This is a genomic window from Nostoc sp. NMS2, from assembly GCF_017115105.1.
In the GTDB taxonomy this organism is placed as follows: domain Bacteria; phylum Cyanobacteriota; class Cyanobacteriia; order Cyanobacteriales; family Nostocaceae; genus Nostoc.
Genome location: NZ_JABXKH010000092.1, coordinates 1 through 20,780, shown reverse-complemented (window position 1 = coordinate 20,780; position 20,780 = coordinate 1). Strand labels below are relative to the sequence as shown.

At 39.0% G+C, this 20,780-nt stretch carries 14 protein-coding genes; 9 read left to right on the top strand and 5 right to left on the bottom strand.

Translation table 11 applies throughout. From position 1 onward, the window contains the following. The coding region (hrmK, locus tag HWQ36_RS17095; RefSeq protein ID WP_292704889.1) for a hybrid histidine kinase/response regulator HrmK at positions 1-1,486 on the bottom strand (1,486 nt) is incomplete at its 3' end. A gap of 206 nt (positions 1,487-1,692) precedes the next feature. Here hrmK and HWQ36_RS17090 point away from each other — a divergent pair. Further along, positions 1,693-2,559: a branched-chain amino acid ABC transporter permease gene (locus HWQ36_RS17090; RefSeq protein WP_292704888.1), complete on the top strand. Its 867-nt coding sequence runs from the start codon at positions 1,693-1,695 to the stop codon at positions 2,557-2,559. Between the two features lie 21 nt (positions 2,560-2,580). Here HWQ36_RS17090 and HWQ36_RS17085 read toward each other — a convergent pair whose 3' ends face one another. Further along, positions 2,581-2,730: a photosystem I protein PsaX gene (locus HWQ36_RS17085; RefSeq protein ID WP_292704887.1), complete on the bottom strand. Its 150-nt coding sequence runs from the start codon at positions 2,728-2,730 to the stop codon at positions 2,581-2,583. Between the two features lie 217 nt (positions 2,731-2,947). Continuing rightward, positions 2,948-3,868, bottom strand: coding sequence for a lipoyl synthase (gene lipA / locus HWQ36_RS17080; RefSeq protein WP_292704886.1), 921 nt, complete (start codon positions 3,866-3,868; stop codon positions 2,948-2,950). Between the two features lie 506 nt (positions 3,869-4,374). On the opposite strand from lipA, the gene HWQ36_RS17075 reads away from it, so the two are divergent. Together HWQ36_RS17075 and HWQ36_RS17070 are read left to right on the top strand one after the other, a co-directional pair. Continuing rightward, positions 4,375-5,028, top strand: coding sequence for a response regulator (locus tag HWQ36_RS17075; RefSeq protein ID WP_292704885.1), 654 nt, complete (start codon positions 4,375-4,377; stop codon positions 5,026-5,028). 706 nt (positions 5,029-5,734) lie between these two features. Then, entirely contained in the window at positions 5,735-11,434 is a 5,700-nt protein-coding gene (locus HWQ36_RS17070; RefSeq protein WP_292704884.1) for an ATP-binding sensor histidine kinase, read from the top strand. Positions 11,435-11,528: 94 nt separating this feature from the next. Here HWQ36_RS17070 and HWQ36_RS17065 read toward each other — a convergent pair whose 3' ends face one another. After that, a complete protein-coding gene (locus tag HWQ36_RS17065) occupies positions 11,529-12,920 on the bottom strand; it encodes a cytochrome P450 (RefSeq protein ID WP_292704883.1) in 1,392 nt (463 codons plus the stop codon). 173 nt (positions 12,921-13,093) lie between these two features. Further along, positions 13,094-14,062 (bottom strand): terpene synthase, encoded by a 969-nt coding sequence (locus HWQ36_RS17060; RefSeq protein WP_292704882.1) that lies wholly within the window; start codon positions 14,060-14,062, stop codon positions 13,094-13,096. A 590-nt stretch (positions 14,063-14,652) separates the two neighbouring features. Here HWQ36_RS17060 and HWQ36_RS17055 point away from each other — a divergent pair. From HWQ36_RS17055 to HWQ36_RS17030, 6 genes are all read left to right on the top strand, one after another. After that, the gene (locus HWQ36_RS17055) at positions 14,653-15,984 is read left to right on the top strand and encodes a response regulator (protein WP_292704881.1); all 1,332 of its coding nucleotides are present in this window, start codon (positions 14,653-14,655) and stop codon (positions 15,982-15,984) included. Between the two features lie 20 nt (positions 15,985-16,004). Then, a complete protein-coding gene (locus tag HWQ36_RS17050) occupies positions 16,005-17,156 on the top strand; it encodes an FIST N-terminal domain-containing protein (protein WP_292704880.1) in 1,152 nt (383 codons plus the stop codon). 6 nt (positions 17,157-17,162) lie between these two features. Next, the gene (locus HWQ36_RS17045) at positions 17,163-18,206 is read left to right on the top strand and encodes an ATP-binding protein (protein WP_292704879.1); all 1,044 of its coding nucleotides are present in this window, start codon (positions 17,163-17,165) and stop codon (positions 18,204-18,206) included. 99 nt (positions 18,207-18,305) lie between these two features. Next, positions 18,306-18,494 (top strand): hypothetical protein, encoded by a 189-nt coding sequence (locus tag HWQ36_RS17040; RefSeq protein ID WP_292704878.1) that lies wholly within the window; start codon positions 18,306-18,308, stop codon positions 18,492-18,494. Between the two features lie 108 nt (positions 18,495-18,602). Beyond that, positions 18,603-19,145, top strand: a complete 543-nt coding sequence (locus HWQ36_RS17035) for a methanogen output domain 1-containing protein (protein WP_292704877.1) — start codon at positions 18,603-18,605, stop codon at positions 19,143-19,145. Between the two features lie 90 nt (positions 19,146-19,235). Further along, positions 19,236-20,603: an ATP-binding protein gene (locus HWQ36_RS17030; protein WP_292704876.1), complete on the top strand. Its 1,368-nt coding sequence runs from the start codon at positions 19,236-19,238 to the stop codon at positions 20,601-20,603. The last annotated feature ends 177 nt before the right edge of the window (positions 20,604-20,780 follow it).

The following is a 20,780-nucleotide window of genomic DNA, read 5'->3' as shown; positions in this document are numbered from 1 at the left end:
AACTAGGGGTAAAAGGCAAAAGAGATGAGAAGTATTTTGCCTCCCCCGCTCCCCCTGCCTCCCCTGCTCCCCCTGCCTCCCCTGCCTGCCCTGCCTCCCCTGCTCCCCCCACCCCCGCCTCTTGCTCAAGGGGAAGCATAAGGGTAAAACGGGAGCCGCTATCTACTTCAGATTCCACTGTTACAGAACCACCGTGAATTTGGGCAAGTTTGCGAGTCACTGCTAAACCCAAACCAGTCCCTTCAGCACCACCAGCGATAGCCTTAGCAATTTGGAAATAGGGTTCAAATAATTGAGTCTGGTCTTCTTGAGAGATGCCACTGCCAGTATCCCAAACTATAAAATGTACAGATACACCTTTGGGAACAACTTGTAAGCCAACACTTCCTTTGCTGGTGAACTTTAAGGCATTGAAGAGTAAATTCAACAGCATTTGCTTGAGTCGCAAAGAGTCAGCTACTAGGGTTGTGATATCGGGGTCAATTTCTAGGCACAGTTTTAAACCCTTATTAGCGGATTTCTCTTTCACCAGTGCCAAAACATTGTTACATAGCAGTGGCACATCTACACTTTCCCACTGCACCTCTAGCTGGTTTGCTTCAATTTTTGAAAGATCCAAAATATCATTAATCAGAGCTAGCAAGTGTTTGCCGCTAGACTGAATGATATTTAAATACTCTTGCTGGCGTTCTTTAGTTGGTTCGTACCCTGGAGCTAAAAGTAGATGGGTAAAGCCAATAATAGAACTAAGCGGTGTGCGAATTTCGTGGCTGGTGTTTGCCAAAAACTGATTTTTCAGTTGATTGGTGCGCTCCAATTCTTGATTGGATTTACTTAACCGTTGATATTGTTGCTGCCAAGATAGGATGTGTCTCAGTTGTAGCAATACCGTAGTACAATTCTTGGCAGACCTTGCCATAAATTGCGCTCTGATTTGGGCAAGTGATTCTAGGAGCGACTCACAATTAGAACTTACGGGCGCTGCGGCGATAATTAGCCATATAATGCCAGAATCATCAGCTAACCGCCAAGCGCTTGGTGGCTGTTGATTCTCAAGTTGCTGCAAATCTTCGAGTTCTATAACCTCTTGCAATCTCAACAACAGCTTTTTTTCTGCTGTCAGCGCTTCTAAAAATAAAGGTTGTGAGTTTTGAGATGGAGAACGAGAAACATAGCAAACTGTGGCAACGGTTTCTTGTGGTTGAAACATAGCAATGCCGACGGCATAATCTGTAAGTGCCAGATTAGTGCTGTTCAAAGCAGTGTCAATCTCGTTAACCACAGCTTGGAGAATTTCTGCTTCTGCGGCTTCTGCCTGTAGGACATTGTTACAAGCAGAAAGCAGATAATAATTAAGGCGACTTTGCAACTGGTTCAAGCTGCTCTCCAGCCACAACTTGGCGCGAAGTTGCTGAATTGTTGTCAAAAGTTTTGGCGTTGCATCTATCTGTGAGTTTTGGTCTGGTAAGCTTGAGTACTGCTGCATGGTCAACTAGACCGCTTAACAAATTTAGCTTCACATAAAAATCCGAAAAGGATTTTTATGTATATTAGCGGACAATCCTTTTTTATTTATAAACCATAACTTATGTTGTTATAAACCATAACTTATGATGTTGAATTTAGCCGCTAGTGCAAAAAAATTATTATATGAACCACTAACCTAAAATTTGTTAAAGCAACTTAAGACTTATGGATACACAATTCGCCCAACTAATCATCAATGGGATTGCGGTAGGGAGCATTATTGCTCTAGCCGCAGTCGGACTCACTCTTACTTATGGAATTTTACGGTTATCTAACTTTGCTCATGGTGACTTTTTAACTTTAGGAGCCTATTTCACTTGGCTGATCAATAGTATTGGAGTCAATATTTGGCTGTCAATGATCCTGGCGGCGGTGGGAACAGTGGCTGCAATGCTGTTATCGGAAAAGTTATTGTGGTCAAAGATGCGCTTTATCCGTGCTACTTCCACTACGCTGATTATTATTTCTATCGGGCTTGCCTTATTTCTTCGCAATGGGATTATTTTTATTTGGGGTGGCAAGAACCAAAATTATAATTTACCTGTCACCACAGCTTTAGACATCTTTGGTTTAAAAGTACCGCAAAATCAATTATTGGTATTGGGGTTGGCGGTGCTGGCAATTTTGGCGCTGCATTACCTGCTGCAGAATACCAAAATTGGTAAGGCGATGCGAGCAGTTGCAGACGATCTGGACTTAGCCAGGGTTTCAGGTATTAATGTTGACCGAGTAATTTTCTGGACTTGGCTAATTGCTGGGACTCTTACGTCATTGGGAGGCAGTATGTATGGGTTGATTACAGCCGTGCGTCCCAATATGGGGTGGTTCTTAATTTTACCGTTATTTGCCTCAGTGATTCTTGGGGGGATTGGCAACCCTTATGGTGCGATCGCAGCAGCTTTTATCATTGGCATTGTCCAAGAAATTAGCACCCCCTGGCTGGGTTCACAGTATAAACAGGGTATAGCACTGTTAATCATGATTTTGGTGCTACTCATTCGTCCCAAAGGTTTATTCAAAGGAACGATTTGAGCAGCACCACTCCACTTCTAATTATTCAATAATGTGGAAGTACCAGGCTGCTACCAGTAAATTGATAGCTAACAAGAATATTGCCCAGCCTGTGCGATAGGGATAGGGAGGTTTAGCTCCACTGTCGGCAACTGGGGAATTTGCGAGATTCTTTGTTGTTTTAGCGGTCATAATCCGATTCTCCTAATGTCATGACTTTTTAAGAAATACCAAATTGGCGTACCAAATACTCAAATTCTTTAAGAATATTTGTGTGCAGTTGGGAATTGGGTATTGGGAATTGGGCATGGAAAAGAGGCAGAGGGGCAGGGGGAAAACTCTTCTCCCTTGCTCCCAGCTAAGAGCTCCCCATCCCCCGGTTGGTGAGCGAAGTCGAACCACATCCCCCTCATCCCCCACTCCCCACTCCCTCCTCTCCAGCATGATAAGAACTGCGAACCAGAGGCCCAGAACGGACATGATTGAATCCCATTTCCCATGCTAATCTGCCGAGTTGATCGAATTCCTCTGGAGTCCAATATTTTTGAACTGGGAGATGTTCTAAGGAAGGACGCATGTACTGCCCCATAGTTAAGCGATCGCACCCCACAGCCCTTAAATCAGCCATTGCTGCAATGACTTCATCAAGCGTTTCTCCATGTCCCAGCATCAAACCTGATTTGGTAGGAATTGTCGAATCGATTTCTTTGACTATAGCGAGTACTAGAAGTGAGCGATCGTATTTGGCTCCCCGGCGCACTGGCCCAGTTAATCGCCGCACTGTCTCGATATTGTGATTGAAACAAGCTGGTTTGGCTTTTACAATCATCCCTATCCGTTGGCGTTGACCTGATTCTCCTACACCAGCACCACCCCAAAAATCTGGGGTCAGCACTTCAATTTGAGTCTCTGGGTTTAACTGACGGATAGTAGCGATCGTCTCCACAAAGTGAGCTGCGCCCTGATCGGGCAAGTCATCACGGGCGACAGAAGTCAGAACCACATAACGCAATCCCAAAAGCTGCACAGCCTGTGCTACCTTTTGGGGTTCCTCTAAATCAAGAGGCATTGGCGCATGACCTTTATCTACTTGACAAAAAGCACAAGAGCGTGTGCAAGTAGGTCCCATTAGCAAGAAAGTTGCAGTTTTTTGGGCATAGCACTCTCCCCGGTTGGGACAGCGCCCTTCTTCGCAAATTGTGTGGATTTGGCGCTGCTTAATAATGCGTTGTACGGTAGAAATTTCACTGGCTTTACCGATAGGGCGACGTAACCAGCTAGGCATTGCCGCAATTTCAGACTTTAGTTCGGCTTGTTGTGACGAAATCATAGACATCCAAGCAAGATACAGATATAAAGTAATGGTCTTTCAACGAAGAGGCAGGGGGAAGAGGGCTATTAGCTGGGGGAAATGACCCCAACCGAGAGCTGTGAAGCTTCTTCGGAACATGGGTCTGAGTCCGCCACTTCTGTTAAGTGGTTCTCGTTCAATTGGGGTCAAATCCCCTTTCTGTTCTATTCCCCCTGCTCCCTTGCCTCTTCTTCAATGGACAAATGATAGACAAGAATAGACGCAAAGAACGGTCTTAATATCTCCGTGTCCCCGTGTCCTTATATGCTTTATGCCTTAGAACAAAGCTAAAGCCTTAAATATCACCATGACATAAATCGAAAAGAGCGCCAGCAAAAGTTTTACAAAACACCTCTAGCAATGTCATTTATACCGAAATATACTATCCCCCAATTGCTAGAAATTTTGTATATAGTGGGAGGATTCTCAAGGACAATCGGCAAAGCCGCTATTTACACTTAAAGTTTCTGTTAGAGCAAACAGTCGTGGCAAGCAACAAGATTTTAGTTATCGATGACACTACAGTTGTCAGGGTAAAAGTACGAGAAATGTTGCCTCCGGGCAATTTTGAGGTACTGGAAGCAAAAGACGGTTTGGAAGGACTAAATTTCATTCTTCAGGAAAAACTCAGCCTGATTATGCTGGATTTTCTGTTGCCTAAAATGAGTGGCTGGGAGGTTTTCCAGAAAGTTCAAGCCGATCCTGAATTAAGGAAAATTCCTTTAGTGATCATGTCTGGTCGCAAGGAAGAGGTAACTGAGAAAATTACAGAACCCTTTGAATACTTTGAATTTCTGGGTAAGCCTTTTGATCAGAAGCAACTAATTAACGCAATTAAGTTAGCCATGACCAAGGCGAAACAGCCGCGCCCAGAATTAGTCGCAGTCGGAGCAGGGGTTACTGTTAGAAATAGCACAGTCACTACTTCTAGTGTTGCAACTGCTACCTTAGCAGCCCCTACTGCTGTCAATACTGCGATGCCTACGGCGGCAAGCAACGCAACCCCTACTGCCGGAGGAGTCTCTGAGGTAGAAATTAATGCGTTGAACGAGAAAATTGTCAAAATGCAAGCTGAAATCGATGGCTTGAAGAAACAGCTAACTCAAGTTGTTACCTTTATTAAACAAAAAATCAAGTAGCATTTGTGTTCATCATTATTATCGCAGCCGAAATACCTCGTTTATCATAACGAGTGTCCGATTAAGAGCGGGTAAAAATAGTTAATTCAAAAACACTTATGTTGACAAATCATTGTTAACAACAAAATTCAAAAACAGTGAAAAACTACATATAGGGGCAATTAATGAATTGCCTCTATATGTAATTTTGTGTAAGTTTTATAGGTGTATCTTCAAAAATAAATGGTATCAGTTGTTAGTCTACTGAAACACTCCTAGACCCACTAAACCTGCCGCAGTTTGCTCTTAACCTAAGAAAAACGACAGGCTTTTTTATTGCTTAGTCTCCCACATACAAAATCAGCATTAAGCTGTTCGTCATCTAGTTTTACAAGACAATCTAAGGCAGCAAACGGGTTCAAGCGCTAAATTATCAAATTTAAATACGCGTCAGCTTAGAACTTGATAGCTAACCCTGAGATATAAACGATATAAAGCAATAAGAGGAAATATTTATCAGATGAATTTAGTAGCAATATTTTGACAAACTAATGCCTTTATACCAAAATTAGCCTGTTCATAATTACATAGTTCAAGATCAGATATTTAGTCAAAATTTATATTTATTAATACAAATTAAACAAATGAAATTATTATTTTATGATAATGATAGCCTTGTCACGGGAATACTAAGCCATAGAAACAAGAATTATGAGCATAATCCGCAATGTTGGTAGTATTAGATACATTATATACATTTCCTGGTTATTGCATCACCGAGCAAATCTACTCCGGCAGTAAAACTCTAGTTTATCGGGGTATTAGAGAACAAGACCAAAAACCAGTCGTTCTCAAATTAATGCGGAATGAATATCCTACGTTCGCGGAAATCGCCCAGTTCCGCAATCAATATATCATTACCAAAAACCTCGATCTTCCTGGAATACTTAAAACCTATAGCTTAGAAAGCTACCGTAACAGCTACATCTTGGTGACGGAAGATTTTGGCGGCATTTCCCTGCAAGACTGGCGACTAGAGAACAAGGAGAAGGAGGAAAACTGTCTTTCCCTGAATGAGTTTTTTCACATTGCTATTAAAATTGCTTCTACCCTTGAAAGACTACATTGCGATCGCATCATTCACAAAGACATCAAGCCTGCCAACATCCTAATAAACCCTACCACAGATGAAGTAAAAATCATCGACTTTAGTATTGCCACCCTCCTACCAAGAGAAATTCAATTTCTCACGAATCCCAACATCTTAGAAGGTACTCTGGCTTATATTTCTCCAGAACAAACCGGAAGGATGAATCGAGGTATTGACTACCGGACTGATTTTTATTCCCTTGGTGTTACTTTCTTTCAACTCCTCACCGGACAGTTACCCTTCACTACTAAAGATCCGATGGAGTTAGTTTACTCTCATATCGCTAAACAACCGCTAAAAGCCAGCCGGATTAACTCTAAGATTCCGGCAATTTTGTCTGAAATGATCGGTAAGCTGATGGCAAAAAATGCCGAAGACCGCTATCAGAGTGCTTTGGGGTTAAAGCATGACTTGGAGGTGTGCCAAAATCAGTGGCAAGAGACAGGAAATATTGCATCTTTAAAACTAGGAGTGAGGGACATCTCAGACCGTTTCGTAATCCCTGAAAAACTCTATGGTCGCCAAGGTGAAGTTGAAACCCTACTCGCTGCTTTTAGGCGTGTAACAGAAGGGGCAACAGAAATGATATTAGTCGCGGGTTTCTCTGGCATTGGCAAAACTGCTGTGGTCAATGAAGTCCACAAACCTATTGTGCGACAGCGCAGTTACTTCATAAAAGGAAAATTTGACCAGTTTCAACGCGATATTCCCTTATCAGGATTGGTGCAAGCTTTTAGAGATTTAATCGGGCAACTACTCTCAGAAACTGATGCTCAAATTCAACAATGGAAAGCCAAAATTCTGCGAGAACTGGGTACACAGACTCAGGTAATTATCGATGTAATCCCTGAACTCGAACAGATTATTGGTAAACAACCTCCAGTTACAGAACTGTCTGGCAGTGCTGCCCAAAATCGGTTCAATTTATTGTTTCAAAAATTCATTCAAATCTTCACAACTAAAGAACATCCCCTAGTTATCTTTATTGATGATTTGCAATGGGCAGATACAGCCTCTTTAAAATTAATTCACTTATTGATGTGTGAAAACAGGCTGTCTTCTCTGTCAGAAGAGACAGAAAAAATGCATGAAAATCAGGGAAGTTTATTGTTAATTGGTTCTTACCGAGATAATGAAGTTTCCAAAGCACATCCGCTTTATCTAACACTACAGGATATTGAACAAGCAGGAGCAAATATTAATACGATCGCCCTAGCACCATTAAATCAGGGTGATTTAAATCATCTAATTGCTGATACCCTTCATTGTCCTGAAGTCACTGCGGTTCCTCTGACCCAGATGGTGTTTGCCAAAACTAAAGGCAACCCATTTTTTTGCATCCAATTTCTCAAGTCTTTACACGATGATGGGCTAATTGTATTAAATTTTGATGTTGGTCATTGGCAGTATGATATTTCAAAAATCAAAGAATTAGCTCTCACAGATGATGTCGTAGAACTTATCGCCCTGCAAATAAAAAAATTGCCAACATATACCCAAAAAGTTTTAAAACTGGCTGCCTGCATTGGTAATCAATTTGACTTAAAGAGTCTAGCGATCATCAACGAAAAATCTCTAGTAGATACAGCATCAGATTTGTGGCAAGCATTACTTGAGGGACTGATTGTACCACAGACTGAAAATTACAATATTTTTTCCAAAGATAATATTAATCAAGAATTCATTGTTCATGGAATAGAATCTACACAATTTACAAGTTCTAATTTACAGCTACCTAAATATAAATTTATACATGACCGCGTGCAGCAAGCTGCTTATTCTTTGATTCCCGAAGAACAAAAAAAGCCAATTCACTTAAAAATTGGGCTACTGTTATTGAACAATATTCCAGTTGCAGAACAGGAAGAAAAGATTTTTGAGCTTGTCAATCAGTTTAATATCGCAGTAGAATTCATCTCTCCTCAAGCTAAACGAGATGAACTAGCGCAGATGAATCTAACTGCTGGACGCAAAGCTCTAGCATCAACAGCTTATCCATCTGCGGTTAAGTATTTAACTATGGGTATCCAACTCTTAGCAAATGATAGCTGGGAGACGAAACATCATCTCACCCTGGCTTTATATGAAACTGCAACAGAGGCAGCATATTTAGCTGGCAACTTTGAACAGATGGAGCAATTAGCAGAGGTGGTGTTGGTACATGAAACACTACTGGAAAAAGTAAAAGTTTATGAAGTCAAAATTCAGGCTTATGGCGCGCAGAACCAAGCACTGGAGGCCGTAAATACTGCACTCACCTTTTTGAAACTTTTAGGAGTGGAGTTTCCTGAGAATCCAAGCCAGTCTGATATTCAGTTAGCAATGGCAGAATTAACATCAAATCTCAATAGTAGGCCCATTGATGACTTAATGAACCTACCAGAGATGACAGAATCCCAGCAGATAGCAGCTATGCGTATCCTATCGGCTGTAACTGCTGTTACCTATTCAGTCACTCCTGAACTGTTTCCACTGATTGTTATTAAACAAATCAACTTATCACTCAAATATGGTAATACTTCCTCATCTGCTTATGCCTATGTTGCTTATGGGGTAATTCTCTGCGGGGTAGTGGGAGATATCGAATCTGGCTATCAATTTGGCAAATTAGCTTTAAGCCTTTTAGTTAAATCCAATGTTAAAGAAGTTAAAACTAAGATCATGATGGTATTCTATACAGCTATCTGGCATTGGAAGGAGCATACTAGGGAAATATTAAAACCTTTGCTTGAGGCTTACTCTGCCGGACTAGAAACTGGAGATTTAGAACATGCAGCCTATTGTCTTAACAATTATTGCTACTCTACATATTTTATCGGTAAAGAACTGACAGAGTTGGAACGGGAGATAGCAACTTACAGCAATGCCATCAGACAAATGAAGCAAGAAACAGTATTTAACTGGAATAGCATATATCAGCAGAGTACTTTAAACTGGCTGGGAAATGTTGTAAATCCCTGTTATTTGATCGGTAAAGCATATAACGAGGAAATAATACAGCCGCTTCATCTTCAAACCAATGATGCTATAGGACTTTTATATTTATATTACAATAAATTGCAATTATGCTACTCATTTCATGAGTTCCCTCAAGCGGTTGAAAATGCTACTTTGGCAGAAAAGTATTTAGATGGTGGTATAGGACAGCTAATTTTTCCTCTTTTCCATTTTTACGATTCACTGGCTAGACTTGCGGTGTATTCTGAGGTATCTGCTTCTGAGCAAAAGCTTATTCTTGATAAAGTACAAGCCAATCAGGATAAGATGCAAAAATGGGCGCATCATGCCCCCATAAATTATTTACACAAATATTATCTTGTAGAAGCTGAACGGTATCGAATTGGAGATCAATATATTGAAGCAATGGAATCGTATGATCGTGCTATCTCCTTCGCAAAAAAACATGAGTATATCAACGAAGAAGCACTGGCTAACGAACTTGCCGCTAAATTTTATCTAGAGTGGGACAAAGAGAAGATTGCCAAAACTTACCTAACTGATGCCTACTATAGTTACGTTCGCTGGGGAGCGTTAGCCAAAGTTGATGATTTGGCAAAACGCTATCCTCAATTACTTGCTCCTATATTCCAGGAAGAAAAAGTAAGTATCAAGTCCAGCGAAGAAAACACTTCTTTCAATAACATATCTATATCATCTCTATCTACTCTGAGTAATCAGCACACTGTTATTGGCTCGAAGACAACTATTTCTGATTCTCTAGATTTAGCCGCATTCATTAAAGCATCTCAAGCACTCTCTGGGGAAATCGAGCTTGAACGACTACTTTCTACGTTGATGGAAGTTGTTATGGAGAATGCAGGAGCTTCTAAATGCGCTTTAATTTTGAGCGAAGGTGATAACTTAGCATTAACTGTCACGGCGGTTTGTTCAAGTTCCAACTTTGAGCAAACCTACACTGAGTTTCCATCAACTTACCTGGAGTCAAGCTACGATGTTCCCATTACTTTGATTAACTACGTTAAACGCTCTAGAGAAATCTTGGTTATTGATGATGCAAGGGCTGTTTCTTTTCTAGCAAGTGATAACTATATTCTTAGTGAAGAACCTAAGAGTTTGTTGTCTATACCTCTTCTAAATCAAGGTAAATTGATTGGGATTCTTTACCTAGAAAATCATCTGGCAACAGGAGCCTTTACCCGCGATCGTGTAGAAGTACTTAAACTCCTCACCATTCAAGCAGCAATATCCCTAGAGAATGCTATCCTCTACAAAAATTTGGCCAAAGCTAAAGAAAGCTTGGAAGAATACAACCATACTTTAGAAGAAAAAGTCCAGGAAAGAACGCAGGAACTTAACGACAAAAATAAATGTCTACAAGAGACTTTACAGGAATTACAGCGTACACAAATTCAATTAATTCAAAGTGAAAAAATGTCTTCTCTAGGACAAATGGTTGCGGGCATTGCTCATGAAATAAATAACCCTATTAACTTTATTCATGGCAATATTAATCACGCTGGTGAGTATGTCCAAGACTTGCTTGATTTGCTAGTTGTTTATCAGCAGGAATATCCTCGTCCTTCGCCTTTGGTTGAGGAGAAATATGAGGAGATTGATATAGATTTTCTAGCAGAAGACTTGCCAAAGATTCTAGATTCAATGAAAGTGGGGAGTTCGCGTATCCGAAATATTGTTTTGGGCTTACGTAACTTTTCTCGCCTAGATGAATCTGAGATGAAGCCTGTAGATATTCATGAAGGGATAGACAGCACCTTAATGATTTTACAACACCGACTTAAAGAAAATGGCAATTTCTCTGAAATTGAAGTCATCAAAGAATATAGTAAATTACCAGAAATTATTTGTTACCCTGGTCAATTAAATCAGGTGTTTATGAACATCCTGAGTAATGCAATTGATGCTTTAGAAGATGCATTTGTCACTTGTACTGAGCGTAGTCGAAGTATTGGTCATCCATCATTGGTAAATGACAAAGAACAAATAATAAAGCACATAAACGCATCAGAGGCTTCTGATATGGTAGGAAAAATTCATGTCTTTACTGAAATAACAGATTCTAATACGGCGATCATTCGGATTGCTGATAACGGTTCTGGTATGACAAAAGCGGTGCAGCAGAAAATCTTTGACCCATTTTTTACCACCAAGCCGATAGGAAGTGGCACGGGGTTGGGGTTGTCGATTAGCTATCAGATTATTGTGGACAAACACAAGGGTAGTTTAACCTGTGATTCCAAATTAGGAAAGGGGACTGAGTTCGTAATTGAAATCCCGATGCAACAGTCAGACATCTAGATATCTAGACTAAGTAACTATATCTGATAATTAAATATCTGTAGTAAGCACTAAAGTACTTACTACAAACCCTCAAAACTATCTTGACAAAGTACTAGCCTATTGCTGTAGTTGTCATGTTCATTAAAGACTTTTGCCGCACACGTCGCCCTGTAATTACCATCTTGACTCCACTGGCTGGCGCAAGGGTAAAACCTCGACGCTGAGGCTGTTCTGGCCGGCGATCAACTAGCGCCAAGTGATAATGTGACAAGACGGTTGCTAATACTAACTTCATTTGAAACATAGCCAAAGCCTCGCCAAGACAACGACGGACACCGCCACCAAAGGGCAAAAATTCATAGGGAGAAAATTGACGTTCAATAAAGCGCTCTGGTTGAAACTCCTTGGGCTGAGGATATAAATCCTCTCGGTGATGAGTAAGATAAATACTGGGAAGCAGTACAGTTCCAGGCTCTAAATGATGTCCCAATAATTCAATGGGTTCTTGCACTACCCTGGGAAAAGAGAACATTACAACAGGGTAAATTCGCAAGATTTCATTGCAAACAGCTGTGAGATATGGCAGTTGGTAAATGCTCATCGGGTCTGGGTAATCACCGAGAGTATCCAGTTCTTGGAGCAGTTTTTCACGGATTAGAGGCTTTTGGTGAATCCAGTACAATCCCCAAGCCATTGTCAATGCCGTAGTTTCATAACCAGCAAGTATTAGGGTTATTAACTGATCGCGCAACTCCTGATCTGTCATCGGTTGGCCCGCTTCATCACGACATGATATTAGCAAAGAGAGAATATCGATGCGTTCTGGATCGGGTTGTTGTTTACACTCGGCAATTTCAGCGTAGAGGAATTGATCAATTTGCTCTCGATCGCGCAGGAACTTTCCCCAAGGACTCCAAGCTCCTAAATCCTGTTGCAAGAATGAGAAAAAGAATAAACTAGAAGTCAGAGGTGACTGAAAAAGGTCTAACAGCAATGGCAATAGTTGCCTAAGTTTTTGAATTTTTTCTTCCTCATACAAGCCAAAGATAGCCTGTAACATTACTTGCAGGGATATCTCTTGTGTTAGGTTACGAGCTAAAAAAGGTTTATTTAGTGGTAACTGACTAAAGATTTTTTCAGACGCATTACAGATTAACTCACCATAGCCTTGCATCCGCTCTCCATGAAAAGAAGGTGTCATAAGTTGTCGTTGGCGTTTGTGGCGATCGCCCTCCAGCATCAGGACTGAATAATTCCCCAAAAACGGCTGCAAAATTCCGTTGAGTTCCCCAACGGCTGTAAACTTCTTTCTATCATTAGTTAAAATGTCTTGGATTGCTTTAGGATGGTTCACAAAGACTACAGTGTCACCAAAACCGATTATCTTACCAGTAAAAATATCGGGATATTGTTGAGCTGCATTTTCCATGTAGGCTACAGGGTCAGTAACCCACTGAAGCTTTTGTAACAAAGAAGGGGCTTTAAGAGGATTAGGTAGTTGCATTTAATGTTCCATTTGAAAATTGCGTTAATTTTCTAACCTCATTTTTCGAGTAATAAGCTGTTGGTTATTTGATTTTTCTGCTTAAATGCTCCCTTAGAAAAATTATAAGCAGTAAAAACTAAAAATAAAATGCGCGACAGCTTACTACTTCGCTTGAAGAATTGGTAATTCTTTTAATTTTTAATTAAATTTAATTTTTTAGTAGTTTCATAGCGAGTAGATTGAGCACACCAATCGAGATTGGCACGTATCCAGCTATGCAAACCTGATATATATTTTGCGAGTTCAGTATCTACTTCTTCTCCAAAACTTTGAAAAGATGCTTCTAAATTTATCATAGTTTGCACGTCTTGATCGTGGATTTCGGTAGCACGCTTAATAGCTTGTTCCAAAGGAAGTTTATTTTGATAATGCAGTACCAATACTAAATTGTGAACGTCACCACTTTCCATTTCTCTGAATGCCGAGAAAATATCGTTACCCCAGCAAAGAACCTTATTGGCGATCAGCTTGAGCTTTTTCATCATGTCGTGTTCTCGTAACAAATCAGGAATGATTAAATGGTCGCAAAATTCAATCAATTCTATAACAGGCTCCACCCCTCCGGCTAATATACGTATCGCCATATAATTGTTAATATCGGGTATAACTTCTTGTGCGCGGTTAGTTGCTTCCTCAACACATCCTTGAAAGTAGCCTTTAAAGCTACGTAAAAAGTGATGGAACCATTTTGCATTTCCTCTTTCAAGTATCCGATGCCTTAAGTTCTTTAAGGCATGAGCAAAAGGTACATCTTCATTAGTAATTTCTTCGCCGTTTAATATTTCCAAAAATCTATCGTGAAAACCCTTGAGTTGTTCAGGTTGTTTTCTTAAATCTGACAAATCGCATTGGTCATCCCAAATAAATAACCAACTCAATAAGTCATTTGCAATCTTCAGTTCTTCAAGCTGGCAGGAAGGGTAAGTACTTGCAGCTAATAAAAAAAATTTTGCCTTGCAAAAACGCTGATAAGATGATTTATCTGGAAGGAGTTTGAAGCGAAGTACCCATTCAAGAGAGTAATCTTCTAGAACATCAACATACTTATTAGTCTGGGATGGAAATGGGCAATATAAACCAGGGCAAAGTAATTGATTCATAACAATGTATTAGTTTAAAGTACCGAAAAAATGGGTCGCACTATCACACAGACAGTAGCTCGATATTATTCTTTAAAGAGTGTTTCAAAAACTTTTAAAAAATTCATATTTTAAAATGCACAAGTTTCATTTACGCCACTACTAGTAGTGTGTAAACTCATACGAATATTTCAACAGTTATCTAGATACTTTTATTAAAAAACAAAAGTAGCCACTTCTGTGTGTCTTGATGAGAAATATGGTGTGACTAACTGAAAAAGTTAACTGATGTGTATCAGCAATGTAACCTTACCACTACATTTATAAAAAGACAAGGGTAATAATGACTAATTTTAGAGCGATCGCCTTCATGAAGGAGGATTTTCAACTCTAGTGAAGTGCAGATTTGGGGTTGATGTCTAGGCTGTAGCGATCGCTCCCATAGTCGCATAGAGCAATTTAGCGTGAGAATGTTGCTGTTGTCACAGTTTTTGGGAACTATAGGGTTGTCAGATGGGAAATTTGGCAGTCAGTCTGCAAAATAGATGTGACTTAGCTGCGATCGCAGGCAAGAGTAAACAATAAATAAGGAGTTAACTTAATTTAAATACATGAATTACAAGCCATATCTACAAATGCTTAATCTCCCAGAAGATAGTTTAATTTTAGTGGTAGATGACACCACTACAAATTTAGAAATTGTCTTTGGCATATTAACGAATGTCGGCTTTAAAGTTATTACAGAAAATAATGGAAATAGGGCAATTAAACAGGCGGAAGACAGACTACCTGATTTAATTCTATTAGATGTAATGATGCCAGGGATAGATGGATTTGAAACCTGTAAAAGGCTGAAAGAAAATTCAGCTACTTCTGATATTCCAGTAATTTTCATGACAGCTAACTCTGATACCGAGAGTAAGGTAAAGGGTCTAAATATAGGGGCAGTTGATTACATCACTAAACCCTTTCATGAAGAAGAATTACTAGCTAGAATTAAAACCCATCTACAATTAAGAAATCTCACAAAAACTTTAGAGAAACGAGTTGCAGAAAGGACAGCAGCGTTGTCTAGGGCATTAAAAGACCTACAAGAGTCTCAACTTCAGCTTGTGCAGACAGAAAAAATGTCTGCCCTTGGTCAATTAGTAGCAGGAGTTGCTCATGAAATTAATAATCCAGTTGGTTTCATTCATGGCAATCTTGGACACGCTTCAATATATTTCCAAGACATGGTTAATATTATTAACCTCTATCAGCAACACTATCCTAATCCGGTACCAGAAATTCAAGAGGAAATTGCAGCGATAGATTTGAAGTATATGCTTGCCGATCTACCTAACTTAATTTCTTCAATGCAAGAGGGTGTTCAGCGCATTCGTAATATTAGTACTAGTCTGAGAACCTTTTCTCGCGCAGATAGCGATCGCAAAGTTTCTTGCAATATTCATGATGGCATAGACAGTACAATCATGATTCTCAAACATCGCTTAAAAGCATCCGAGGATCGACCCGATATTCAAATAATTAGAGATTACGAGAATTTACCAGATTTAGAATGCTTTATCGGCCAATTAAATCAAGTATTTATGAATTTAGTAGCTAATGCTATTGATGCTTTAGAGGAGTCTAATATAGGACGAAGTTATATTGAAATTGAAGCAAATCCTAATCAAATCTTTATTCAGACTACTCTCACCGAAAACAATAATCATATTTTAATTCGGATTAAAGATAATGGGGTAGGAATGTCGGGTGATGTCCAGCAAAAAATCTTTGACTATTTATTCACCACTAAGCCTGTCGGTCAAGGTACAGGATTAGGATTATCAATTGCTCATCAAATTGTTGTCGAAAAACATGGAGGAACTATGGAGGTAAATTCAACACTAGGACATGGTTCAGAATTTATCATTAAACTTCCCATTTCCTCATCATACTAAGTACCCTTATCGGAATCTTTATGTTTAAAACAGTAGTAGGTCACAGTAACGATCCAGATTCTCTATCAGCAGTTGAAGAAGTTCTTCAGCAATGTGTCAGTTCCCTAGCAGGAGATATACCAAAAGCTGGGATTCTTTTTTCTGCAATTGACTTTGAACATTCTCTCATTTTGCAACAAATTCATCAGGTTTTTCTGGGAATTGAGTTGATTGGTGGAACAACAGATGGAGAAATTTCTTCAGTTTTAGAGTTTCAGCAAGACTCAATCACCTTAATGTTGTTTTGCTCAGACGAAGTTGAAATTCATGCAGGAGTTGGACGTAAAGTTTCAGGTAATCCAATTGCTGTAACTAAACAAGCTGTAGAGCAAGCCAAAGCAAAAAGTACCACAACTCTAAGGCTATGTTTAACTCATCCAGAGAGTCTTACAATTAGTGGTGTATCTATATTGCATGGCTTAAAGTTAGCTCTTGGTCAAAATGTGCCGATATTCGGTGGTTTAGCAGGCGACCAGTCTAGATATCAAAATACATATCAATTTTTTAAAACGGAAGTATTAAGTGATTCTGTACCAGTTCTGCTTTTTTCGGGCCCAATATTGTTTTCTCATGGTGTTGCAAGTGGTTGGCATCCCATTGGTCAAATAAGCCAAGTGAGTAAGGTAGATAAAAACATAGTCTATGAAATAGATGGTAAACCAGCTTTAGATTTTTATCATCATTATCTAGGTTCACTTCCTCCTTCAATAGAATATCCTCTAGCAGTATTTGATCAGAATGGAGACAATTTTTACATAAGAGCGCCGATTGCTTACAATCAGGAATCTGGTAGCATCACCTTTTTTGCAGATATTCCCAACCAAGCTGTAATTCAAATTGCAGAAGCAGGTTATGAAGATATTTTGGCAGCTTCCAAAGCATCCTTCATGAATGCCTTAGATAATTATCCAGGTGTAGAACCAAGTGCTGTTTTATTTTTTTCATGTGTAGCTCGTCGGCAAATACTTGGTACGAGAGCAAAAGAAGAGTACCAGAATACGAAACTCTGCCTGACTTACCATTTACCTGGTTGTGGATTTTATTCTTATGGAGAAATTGCTCCGATAGATAGAATTAGCCAGACACAATTCCACAATGAAACTTTTGTAACTTTAATTTTAGGAACTCGGTAAAAACTTATGGAATTTGTGGATTACCAACAAGAAATTAAGGAACTAAAAAAAGCGAATAGAATCCTTCAAAAGCAATTAGAGCGTTCTGAGGTAGACCGGGTAAAACTAGAAGAGACAAATGAAAAAAAAGAATATTTGCTCAGAAAAGTAATTGGTGAATTAAAGGAATATCAAAACAATTTAGAAAAAAGAAGCCATGAACTAGAAATGATGCTTCTTAATCTTCAGATAATGCAGAATAAAATGTCTAGTTTGGGAAGTCTTGTTGCGGATGTAGCTCATGAAATTAACAACCCAGTTGGCTTTATAGCAGGTAATCTGACTCCGGCTCAAGAGTATATTCAAAATTTGTTACATTTAATCGAACTCTATCAGAAAACCTATCCTCAAGCATCTCAAGAAATTCAAGAAATAATCAAAGAAATGGATCTAGAGTATGTGCGTAAGGATTTACCTAAACTAATTTCCTCAATGAGAGAAGGCACTAATCGCATTTCTAGTATTAGCAATAGCTTGCGAACTTTCTCCAGGGCAGATACAGAACAAAAAGTTATGTTTAACCTTCATGAAGGTATTGACAACACTCTCCTTATTCTCAAGCACCGTTTGAAAGATAATAACACTCGTCCTGCTATTCAAGTAGTTAGAAATTATGGTGATCTTCCCCTTTTACTATGTTTCCCAGGACAATTGAATCAGGTATTTATGAATCTTTTGGCAAATGCAATTGATGCTTTAGATGAGGCTAATTCTGGATTGGGTTTTGATGAAATTAAGAAAAATCCCAATCAAATAATAATTGATACTGCTCCAAATAAAGATAAAAATCACGTATTGATTAAGATTCAAGATAATGGTGTAGGAATATCGGCTGATATTCAGCAGAAAATGTTTGAACATTTATTCACAACAAAATCTGTAGGAAAAGGAACAGGATTAGGATTATCAATTGCCTATCAAATAATTGTTCAAAAACATAGGGGAACTCTAGAAGTAAAATCTGTGCTAGGAAAAGGTTCTGAGTTTATCATCAGTATTCCTTTATCATAAAATAGTAAATTTATCAATTATTGAAATTAATTTTAGTCAAAAAAATTTTCATTGTAGGTAGAATTAGGCGATTGTAACCGAATAATTTGTGGTTCATAATTGGTAGTTAACTACGCTTTCAGAGCAACACAATTCATTTATTTAAAACAGAAAATCTTTATCCTGATTGTAAGTAAGCTGGTTGATTTGCAGAGTGAGAATTGGTTCAAGTTAGAAGAGACTTTGGAAAATCGGGAACTATCAGAACAACAAGATTCAGGATTTGCGATCGCTATCACAATTTATTAGAAACACAAGCAATCACCAAATTCTTTAAAGAAAGGTATCAAACAGTTACTTTATAGTCATTTTGGGGAACTCTATAACTGTAATTCCAAGATTGTGTTCTCAAAATTTATGACTAATGCACTTAATAATTCGATAGCTACGTTTAATCTTTCTTTAGAACGCGATATATTTTTACGCACATTAATCAGAGAATTATCTGGCACCTTGCAGGATGTAGTTGGCTTAGAAGAAGCTTCTGGATTTATTAGTGTAGTTGGTGAAAGGATGGGGAGGCAGATTAACCAAGATTACAAGTCTGCTCTGGAAGTCTCCACACTTTCGCGTCAGCAGGTGGCTGATGTCTTGATTGATTTAAAAAAAAGAATCCAGGGGGATTTTTATGTTATTGAGCAGGATGATGAAAAAATTGTCTTTGGCAACCGCGTCTGCCCATTTGCGGAAAAAGTGCTTAATCGCCCTGCCATGTGTATGATGACTTCAAACGTCTTTGGCACGATCGCAGCTAATAATCTAGGATATGCAAAAGTAGAATTGCAAGAGACAATAGCACAGGGTGCTTCTGGGTGTAAAGTTATTATTTACTTAAAATTGACAGAAGAGGCAGAAGATGCAGAAGGTCGAGAATACTTTAGGGGACTAGAATCTGTGTAAACTCTTCCTCACTAAACTAACCATAAAATACAAGCTTGAGCTTGAGTGCAGATATGTAAATTAGAATCGAACCCTGAAGTTTGAAGCTCCATGACTCCTGAACAATTTCTTGAATTTGCCAGAGTTTTACCAGAACCTTTGCTCCTGGTGAGTGGAAAAGGTCATTTGTTAGCGACCAATCAACCACTAGCAGATATGCTGGGGTTACGCCGTCAGGAACTGCGGGGAAAAATGCTAATTGAACTTGTAACTCAGTCTGCTGATGATGTTGTAGAGTACCTGCAAGCTTGTTCAACTAGTAGAGCAATGGTTATTGGCTCCTTGACTTTCCGAAATAATGATGGACAAACGTTAATATGTCGTAGCCAAGGAGCAGTTATTCAACCTTGCTCTCATGAATCTTCAGCTTTAATTCTCTTACGCTTAGAAAATAGAACTTTAGCCAGTAGTAATTTCGTTCTCCTAAACCAAAAAATTGATGAATTAGCAAAAGAAGTTCAAAGACGTAAACAAGCGGAAGAAGCACTTTGGAAAGCTAATCAAGATTTAGAAATTCGGGTTGAGGAACGTACAACTGCTTTACAAGAAACACTAAACGAATTACAACTTACCCAAACTCAGCTTATCCAAGCTGAGAAAATGTCTGGTTTAGGTCAGATAGTTGCTGGTATTGCTCATGAAATAAATAACCCGGTCAGTTTCATTCATGGGAACCTCCATCATGCCCATAAATACACTCATGATTTACTGAACTTGGTGCAAATTTATCAACAAGTTTTTCCAAATACTCCTCTAGAAATCCAACACGAACTAGAAGAAATAGACTTAGATTTTCTGATTCAAGATATAACTAAACTTTTCCAGTCAATGAAGGTGGGAACAGAGCGAATTCAGGAAATTGTTAAATCACTACGTAACTTCTCCAGACTGAATGAAGCAGAACTTAAGCAAGTTAATATTCACGAAGGAATTGATAGTGCTTTAATGATTTTGGAGCATCGACTACAAGCTAGGCATGAGTACCCAGAAATCAAAGTCATCAAAAAATATAGTCAGCTACCCAATGTAACTTGCTATCCTGGTCAACTTAACCAAGTGTTTATGAATATTCTTGCTAATGCGATTGATGCACTGGAGGCGCTGGCGCTCAATTCACAAACAACTGACAGTCAGAAGCTGATAAATAATAATCCTCAAATTCAAATAAAAACTGAGGTAATCAATGAAAAATGGATAGCGGTTAGTATTGCTGATAATGGTTTGGGAATAAATGAACAAATTTACTCAAAGGTATTTGATCCGTTTTTCACTACTAAACCCGTGGGTAAAGGCACGGGACTAGGGCTATCTGTAAGCTATCAAATTATAGTTGAAAAACATGGTGGACAACTTAACTGTTTTTCTGTTCCAGGAAAAGGCGCGGAATTTGTTATCAAGATACCTGTTAATTCAGTCTGACTTTTCACGGCATCTAGAAAACCTCTCTCTAAGTCTTTCTCCTAAGAGGCTACGGTGTACACACAAGTCTGAAATAGCTCATTAACCAAGGCTTTACCCCACCCTAACCCTCCCCTTATAAAGGCAGGGCTGATTCATTCCACAAGGGCAAGGAGTTTGTCAATATCATGAGATAGA